Annotated in this window: 6 protein-coding genes; 3 read left to right on the top strand and 3 right to left on the bottom strand. The window is 34.5% G+C overall.

What is annotated here, in order from left to right; genetic code table 11:
* Positions 1-705 precede the first annotated feature (705 nt).
* The 3 genes from M3600_RS19160 (at position 706) to M3600_RS19150 (ending at position 2,112) form a co-directional block, all read left to right on the top strand.
* Positions 706-975, top strand: coding sequence for a hypothetical protein (locus M3600_RS19160; RefSeq protein ID WP_251647097.1), 270 nt, complete (start codon positions 706-708; stop codon positions 973-975).
* The gene (locus M3600_RS19155) at positions 972-1,574 is read left to right on the top strand and encodes a hypothetical protein (protein WP_251647095.1); all 603 of its coding nucleotides are present in this window, start codon (positions 972-974) and stop codon (positions 1,572-1,574) included. The genes M3600_RS19160 and M3600_RS19155 overlap by 4 nt, the downstream gene beginning before the upstream one ends.
* Before the next feature lie 181 nt (positions 1,575-1,755).
* Positions 1,756-2,112, top strand: a complete 357-nt coding sequence (locus M3600_RS19150; RefSeq protein ID WP_251647093.1) for a site-specific integrase — start codon at positions 1,756-1,758, stop codon at positions 2,110-2,112.
* Positions 2,113-2,165: 53 nt separating this feature from the next.
* Here the strand turns inward: M3600_RS19150 and M3600_RS19145 are convergent, their stop codons facing one another.
* The 3 genes from M3600_RS19145 to M3600_RS19135 all read right to left on the bottom strand — a co-directional run bounded on the left by M3600_RS19145 (position 2,166) and on the right by M3600_RS19135 (position 7,312).
* Positions 2,166-5,114 carry a Tn3 family transposase gene (locus tag M3600_RS19145; protein ID WP_066194381.1) on the bottom strand — a complete coding sequence of 983 codons (2,949 nt, stop codon included), beginning with the start codon at positions 5,112-5,114 and terminating at the stop codon, positions 2,166-2,168.
* A gap of 89 nt (positions 5,115-5,203) precedes the next feature.
* Positions 5,204-5,770, bottom strand: a complete 567-nt coding sequence (locus tag M3600_RS19140; protein WP_066154495.1) for a recombinase family protein — start codon at positions 5,768-5,770, stop codon at positions 5,204-5,206.
* A gap of 204 nt (positions 5,771-5,974) precedes the next feature.
* Positions 5,975-7,312 carry a glucose-6-phosphate isomerase gene (locus M3600_RS19135; RefSeq protein ID WP_066154493.1) on the bottom strand — a complete coding sequence of 446 codons (1,338 nt, stop codon included), beginning with the start codon at positions 7,310-7,312 and terminating at the stop codon, positions 5,975-5,977.
* Positions 7,313-7,526 lie beyond the last annotated feature (214 nt).

The following is a 7,526-nucleotide window of genomic DNA, read 5'->3' as shown; positions in this document are numbered from 1 at the left end:
CTGTGAAAATCTTTTTACTCATTATTTTCTCCGTCTCCATGTTTCTCTAGTTGTGTTACATAATTATACAAAAAAATACCCTATAGGTAGACTTTTTTTAAGTGTCTACTCTATAGGGTACATTTTAAAATAGGACCGGTTTTTTATTTTCCTTCAATGATTTATATTAATTGGATGCTAAGCATTTTAAAATATATCGAAAAAGCAAAAGGCCGATTCCAAAAAAATGGATCGGTCTTTAACTATGGCTAATTGATTTTATCTTTACTTTACTATTCTTGACTGCCTTTTTGAGAAGCTTTTTAACTTCCTTTTTTTCTTTTTTTGCCATACATTTCACCTTTCCCGGATAAATATATTCGTATTTTCATTATTTCCGGTAAATGCGACTTTTATACATCATATCGCCTTGACCTCCCTCATATATATTAACCAAATAACCTTTTAACCTTTTATCCCTGACATAAAGTAGGGGGGGGAGGCTGAAAAGAGGGGGAGAAGAAGATGGAGTCACCAAGGATTTTATTTAATAACAAGAAAGTAAATAAAAAAAATGATTCAATAATTTCTACCAATGTTCGGAACGCACCTCAAAAAAATCAAACTCCAAAAAAACAGAGACAGACGAGATCAGATAAAAAACATGATATTAAAATAAATTTGACAATGACTCAACGGCAGCTGCTTAAAAGGATTACAAAAAAAGTGAAAGATAATGCTACTAAAAACCAAGAAGAGATAACACCGACTTTTGTTTGTACTCAATTATTAAAAAAAGCATTGCTGATGGAAAAAGCAGATTTTCCTGAAGTGCCATATCCTAAAAGTGATTCAAAAAAGGGAAGGGCTAAGCTCGAAGAAAAATATTATAACATGCTTTTTGAGTATACCGTAAAGTGGGATTGTTCTTATGCAAAAGCAGCACACAGAATATTTGTCTATGTTCTTGAAATGGAGGCGAGAGGGATAAGATGACCAGGGTAAAATTCAGCCGTCATGATTTAATCGGAATAGAATTAGAAAAAGGACAATTTCAAAATAAGGAATCACTTTTTATGCGAATCCTGGATCGAATCCTCCCTGAATCAACAACATGTGATTTTGAAGTGAGAATGCCTACGTACCTTTATCTTAAAGCTACAGCATTAGTCGATTTTATTTCTGAAGAGTATGAATTAGACTTTGATCTAGGGACGTTTATATGGATCTTATATCGAGATTTTATTGGCCGAGCCTATAAATATAATAATCAGGATGATTTATACAATTTTATATTTTCAATGGATAGTAGAGAAATAGAAATCAATGATTATCAGAGTAAAAAATCCATTATAAACAAGAGTAAAGAACCGGAAGGAGAAACTAAGATCATTTTTACTCTTACAAAGAAAGAAGCCTTAAAGGGTGAATTAGTGTTAGTTGACCTATACGAAGCTTTTTCTTTTCATATAACCTTGGAAAAGGTTATTGAAATGCACTTGATCCATTTTATTAGAGAGTATAAAAAGGGGAATTTACCCAATGCGGTTGCAGATATAGTAAAGTATTGCAGAAAGATTTTCCCAAATGATTAAGACAATAGTCTTTTTCATGCAGCTGAATATAATTTTACGCACTCAAAAACAACCAAAATATCATTCTATGGTAATTAGACTGGTTTTAATGGAAAATCCAAGGCAAAGCCTTCCCTTACTAACGAGCTATAGCTTATTATATAAATAGTTGGGTGCGTAAAATTATTTAAGGGGTGCGAAAATGCAACGGTTTCCTGATTATGTGGAGAATTACATTGAATTTTTAGTGGGGAAAGGGCGTAAAAGGTCAACCCTGAAGCAATACTCTTCTGATTTAGAAAAATTTTTTGACTGGATGAACGATTTTAAAGGAGCAATAGATTTAAATACTCTTCGCTCACTATCGAGTCAAGATTTAGAGGCTTATGTTGACCATTTATTAAATATGAAGTTATCGGATGCTACTTTTAGACGTCTTATTTCAGTCCTCAATCGCTTTTTAAAGTATTTGGACATAAATACAGGAGCAATTCTCGATAAACCAAAGGAACGCCCTTTAAGGGGGTACGACCGAGATACATGTAAAAAAGGGTCATAGTATGGTATTGTTTACCATTTATAACCCTTTCTTGCTCTTTACTTTCTTATATACTATACAGGAATATCTCCCTCGATTGGTTGTGGAATATTTTCTAAATCGATCATATAGTCTCCGAAACGTTTTATATGCCTAGTCAGATAAGGGCTAAGCATGACAATATCTTCTTTTGAAAATACATAGCCTTCTTTAGAAAGTTCCCACAAAATAAGTGTTATATCACATACATTTTGGAATATTACTGCGTTGGCAACTAAATCATTATATTTAATTCGCTTTTCTTGTTCTTCTGGATCATTTTCTGAAATGATCCCATCGCCACCAAAAAATAGCCATTTGGAAAAGCCGTTATATGCTTCGACTTTGTTTGTACTAGCACCAATTTGCTCTCTTAGTTTTATATCAGAAATATATTTAAGCAAAAATACAGTTCTTACAATCCTTCCTAATTCCCTAAAAGCTTGATATAATCGGTTTTTTCTACTATAGTTACTTAGTTTTCTAAGTAGTGTAGAGGGTAATATTTTACCAGCTTTTATAGAAAGAACCACTTGGAGCAGATCTTGCCAGTGTGTTTCAATTAGGTCCCAGTCAACGGTATCACTAAACAACTGATCAATGTGGTGATATTTTGTGTCCTTATCAGCCCTGTAAAATTTTAAATCCTTCCAATTTCGAATACGAGGCATTAAATTAATCCCCAATAAATGTGCAAGTGCAAAAACAGGCGTTGATTGACCTTGCGTATCAGCATGTAACGTATCGGGCTGAATGTCTGATTTATTTTTCAGCAAACCATCAATAATATAAACTGCTTCCCAAACTCCACATGGAATGAAGTGACTAAAGAGTGCAATATAAGTATCTGAAACATGATGATATGCAATCCCCCCATAACCTCCGTATCGAATGTGGTATTCAGAGATTAAGTTTTCTTCGTAGAGATCAAATTTTGTTCCATCTGCAGCAGCCGTTTTTCCATCACCCCATAGTCTAGGCAAACTAAATTGATTGTATTGATTTAAAATATTACGAATAGCTTCGTCTATTTTAGATGCATTAATATGTCGCCGATTTACAAATGAAATCATGTGTGGGGTTACTGCTTTTTTCATGTGCTTAGAAGTCTGTGTTGGTCCTAAATTACATCCGTATCCAAAAGAAGTAATGATATAACGTTCCATTGCATTTTCAAGCTTAGGATCTGAACCAGATAATGGTCCAAAATGCCGTGTCCAATTTGTCCAATGTTCTACATTACAAAGAATATCTAAGACATTTCGTTCAGGTAACCGTTGAGAAATAACTACCTCTAACGCCTTACTTGTCTGAGGTTGTTCTTTTCTCATTATTTTTCTCAACGTTGGTTCTCCATTTTCATTAATGATTACCTGGCCGTTATCAGGGTAGTTTAAATCTACTTTTTGTGCAGTATCTCCTAGCCAGAGCTTTAATTGTTGAACAAAATCCCCTGAATTTGAAGAAAAGCCAAGTTCCTTACAGTATTCATCTACCATAGGTTTACACTCATCCCAAGAAAGGAGCTGTTCACGGTAATCAGCAAAATTCTCTGATCCTTTTACACAAAGGTCTCCCGTTTTTAAATCGCTTGCAAGATAGGAAAAAATACAGATTTCAAGGTGTTTACGATGGATTAAGTTATTTTCTTTAGGTACATAAATCGTTTTTTTCCACTGTTCACTAGCAAATGAAAGATCCAAATCTATTTGTAGATTTTCAATTTTTCGGTTCTCATTATCACGTAAAAATTGTAAAGCTTCTAAAAGTGATTGATCCTGTGTGGTTGAATTAATTTCAATCATACTAATCAATCTAAAAAGAGTTTTCCTGTGGCTTTTATAGAACTTCCATAAAAGAGGAAGGTAGTTATTGCCATTATATGATGAAATTGATTCACAATCTTCTTTTAATGCGTCGATACCACCTCTTCTCCCTAATAACTCCCTTATTTTCTGACCAGTCAAGGTATCGTTCTCATTTATACTTGTGGCATTTAAGACTTCCGCCAAAACAGATATAAGATTTTCAGTTTTTGATCTATGTTTTTCTCGAAGAAGTTCTAGCTCCTCTTTGCCTTTGTTATGTATTGTTCTGACTCTTTTGAGAAACATCTCTACCAAACTATCTATAGCTGAAATTTTTGAGCGATAAATCATACAAAGTAGCAGCATATATCTTTTAGCTAAATTAAAGTCTTTTAATTCTGATGCATCAAGCGCTTTTGCTTCTAAAGCGAAGTGTTTAATTTTTAAATTTGGAATATCCTCTAGTAAGCTATCAATTTCTTCTATAAAATCAGTTAACAGAAGTAACCTATTTTGTATTTCTTTCATATGCGAAAGTGTTGCGCTTTTTGGAATTTCTTTTAATAAGTTATATTCAGAAGTCCGATTATCATTTTTAGTAACTAGTAATTGATCTAATTTTCGCTCAATTTCAGGAGTCAATTTTGAAAATACTGAATTAAATAACTGGTGATTCACTAATGTTCTTATACGACGAGCCAATCGATCTAATGTACTAAAAGCAGGTAATTCACACCTTTCTTTTATTAATATTTCAATGGATACGTTGATAAGATCGGCTGGATTGTCCATTACCTGTGTAGCCTTATAAATTGAAGTAGTTGCAATATGTAAGGCTTCTTTTCCATAAGGACGTACATTGAGGTAATCTCTAATTGCTTTTTGATGTCGGTAAATTGATTTACTATTGTAATTCGGTTCAACACTAGCAGAGAGATTCAAACAGGTCCGAATATGAATCATGATCTCTACAGGAATATCTTTCGGTCGAGGAAAGTAACCAAGTCGTTGGAAAGACTTTAACATAACTAATAGACTTAGAACTGAAACAGGTCCTCTAGCAACTTTATGCGCAAATTGGTTTTCTTCAGGTGTAGGGGAGTAAACATCACGAAGTTCTTTTGAAGTAGGACGTTTTTTAAATCTTGGATAAGCCGTACGTTCTATAGATGCCAAATTACCAACTCCATTCAAATTAAGTTGGGGGTGGTGACAGAGTAGCTGCCCTAGTCCGTCACATAATTCCCTAAAAATATAAGAGATTATTAATTTGCTTCTACTAGTTTTCTTTTATTAATCGCTCGATATAATGATCCCTGTGAAAGTCCTGTACCTTCTACAATTTCTTTTACCGAGTATTCTTTACTGTCATACATCCTCAAGGCTATTTCAATTTTCCCTTGATCCACTTTAGGCCTTCCTAGTTTTTTTCCTCTTCTTTTACTCGCTTCTAACCCTTCTTTAACTCTTTCTACAATTAAATTTCTTTCTAACTCTGCGATGACACACATCATTTGAAACATGGCTTTTCCCGTTGATGTTCTTGTATCCATGTTCTCCTTAATAGAAACGAACTTTACACCAGTATCCTCGAATTGCTGAATAATAGAAAGAATATCAAGTGTTTTTCTCCCTAAGCGTGAAATACTTTCTACTACAACGGTATCACCTTTCCTTATTACATCTAGCAATGAGTTAAGTCCATCTCTATCCTTTGTAGTCCCAGTAAATTTCTCTTGAACCATTTTTTCACAGCCGTACTCAGAAAGTAATATAATTTGTCGGTCTAAATTTTGGTCAACTGTCGAAACTCGAGCATAACCGATTATCATAAAGAAGCCTCCTGCACAATTTAATAATCTAATTGTACAAGAGACATCATTTTTGTAAAAGTATTTGGTAAAACTTTTGGTAATTATTTTTGGTAACCTATAAAATTAGTAAAATCAAGCATCAGTATTTCTCATAAATATTGTTACAAAAAATATGGTTTTTGGTAACAATCTTTTTATTAATACAAAACCAATCAGATATAATTATTTTGATAAACGCTCCATGAGAGTAGCTTTTTCTGCTTCAAAACCAGGTTTGTCAAGTAAAGCAAACATATTCTTCTTGTATGCTTCGACTCCAGGCTGGTCAAATGGGTTAACTCCTAATAGATGGCCACTAATCCCACATGCCTTCTCAAAAAAGTAAACCATCTCACCGTAAGTGTATTCATTCATTTCATCCAGTTCAATCACGAGATTAGGTACTTCTCCATCTATATGGGCCATAAGGGTACCCTGAAATGCACTTTTGTTGACTTCATCCATCGTCTTACCTGCCAGGAAGTTTAATCCATCAATATTTTCTGGATCCTCCTGAATAGTCACTTCAATTCGAGGTTTCTTAATCTGTAAAACCGTTTCTAAAAGGTTTCGTCGACCTTCTTGTACATATTGCCCCATGGAATGCAAATCCGTTGAAAAATCAACGGAAGCAGGGAATAGCCCCTTTTGATCTTTTCCTTCACTTTCCCCAAACAGCTGCTTCCACCATTCCGATACGTAGTGAAGGGAGGGCTCATAGTTAACAAGCACTTCAATTGCTTTTCCCTTATTGTAGAGTACATTTCGGACCGCAGCATACTGATAGCTCTCATTTGTCAATAAATCAGGATTGTTGTATTTACGGGCTGCTGCTGCTGCCCCTTCCATCATATGATCAATATCAAGTCCTGCTACGGCAATTGGTAAGAGACCAACTGCTGTTAGCACAGAATACCTTCCACCTACATCATCCGGAATAACAAACGTTTCATATCCTTCTTTGTCCGCGAGCTTTTTTAATACGCCTTTTTCCTGATCAGTAGTGGCAAAAATACGTTTTCTCGCCTCTTCTTTTCCGTATTTTTTCTCCATATAGTCACGAAAAATACGGAAAGCAAGGGCTGGCTCTGTCGTTGTTCCTGATTTGGAAATGACGTTAACAGAGATATCTTTCCCCTCTAATAGTTCAAATAAATGAGATATATAAGTAGAACTGATATTGTGACCGGCAAAATACACTTTTGTCTTATCGTTCATTTGGTTATGAAAGCTATGGGACAAAGCTTCTATAGCTGATCTTGCACCCAAATACGAACCACCAATACCAATTACAACCATTGCGTCTGAATGTTTCTTGATTCTTTCAGCAGCTTGTTTAATTCTTTCAAATTCACTCTTATCATAGTTTAGTGGCAAATCGACCCAACCAAGATAATCAGAGCCGGGGCCTGTTTTTTCATGTAGCATTTTATGAGCCACTTTTACAAATTCACTTAGATTATCTACTTCACTCTTTTTCATAAATGCTAATGCATTGGAGTAATCAAACGAAATAGTCATACATTACTTCCCCTTTCAATCAAATTTAGCTTAGCTGCTTCAATCGGAGATCCTTCTCCGTAAAAAAGATCTCTCGGCATAGTAAAACGTTTCATGTTAGTGCATTCTCCTTTTCTACAGTATATAAGGGAAGTTTTTAAAAACACATTTAAACTCCCCCTTTTCAATTTTGAAAAATCCTTAGTGGGACCGTGTAATTATCAATAGCGTACAT

The sequence above is a fragment of the Niallia sp. MER 6 genome (assembly GCF_023714395.1).
Lineage (GTDB): Bacteria > Bacillota > Bacilli > Bacillales > Cytobacillaceae > Niallia.
This window is presented reverse-complemented; position numbering and strand designations above follow the sequence as displayed.

Coding starts and splice junctions, on each gene's coding strand:
- M3600_RS19135 (WP_066154493.1), bottom strand. CDS start 7,312: ATGACTATTTCGTTTGATTACTCCAATGCATTAGCATTTATGAAAAAG.
- M3600_RS19155 (WP_251647095.1), top strand. CDS start 972: ATGACCAGGGTAAAATTCAGCCGTCATGATTTAATCGGAATAGAATTA.
- M3600_RS19150 (WP_251647093.1), top strand. CDS start 1,756: ATGCAACGGTTTCCTGATTATGTGGAGAATTACATTGAATTTTTAGTG.
- M3600_RS19140 (WP_066154495.1), bottom strand. CDS start 5,770: ATGATAATCGGTTATGCTCGAGTTTCGACAGTTGACCAAAATTTAGAC.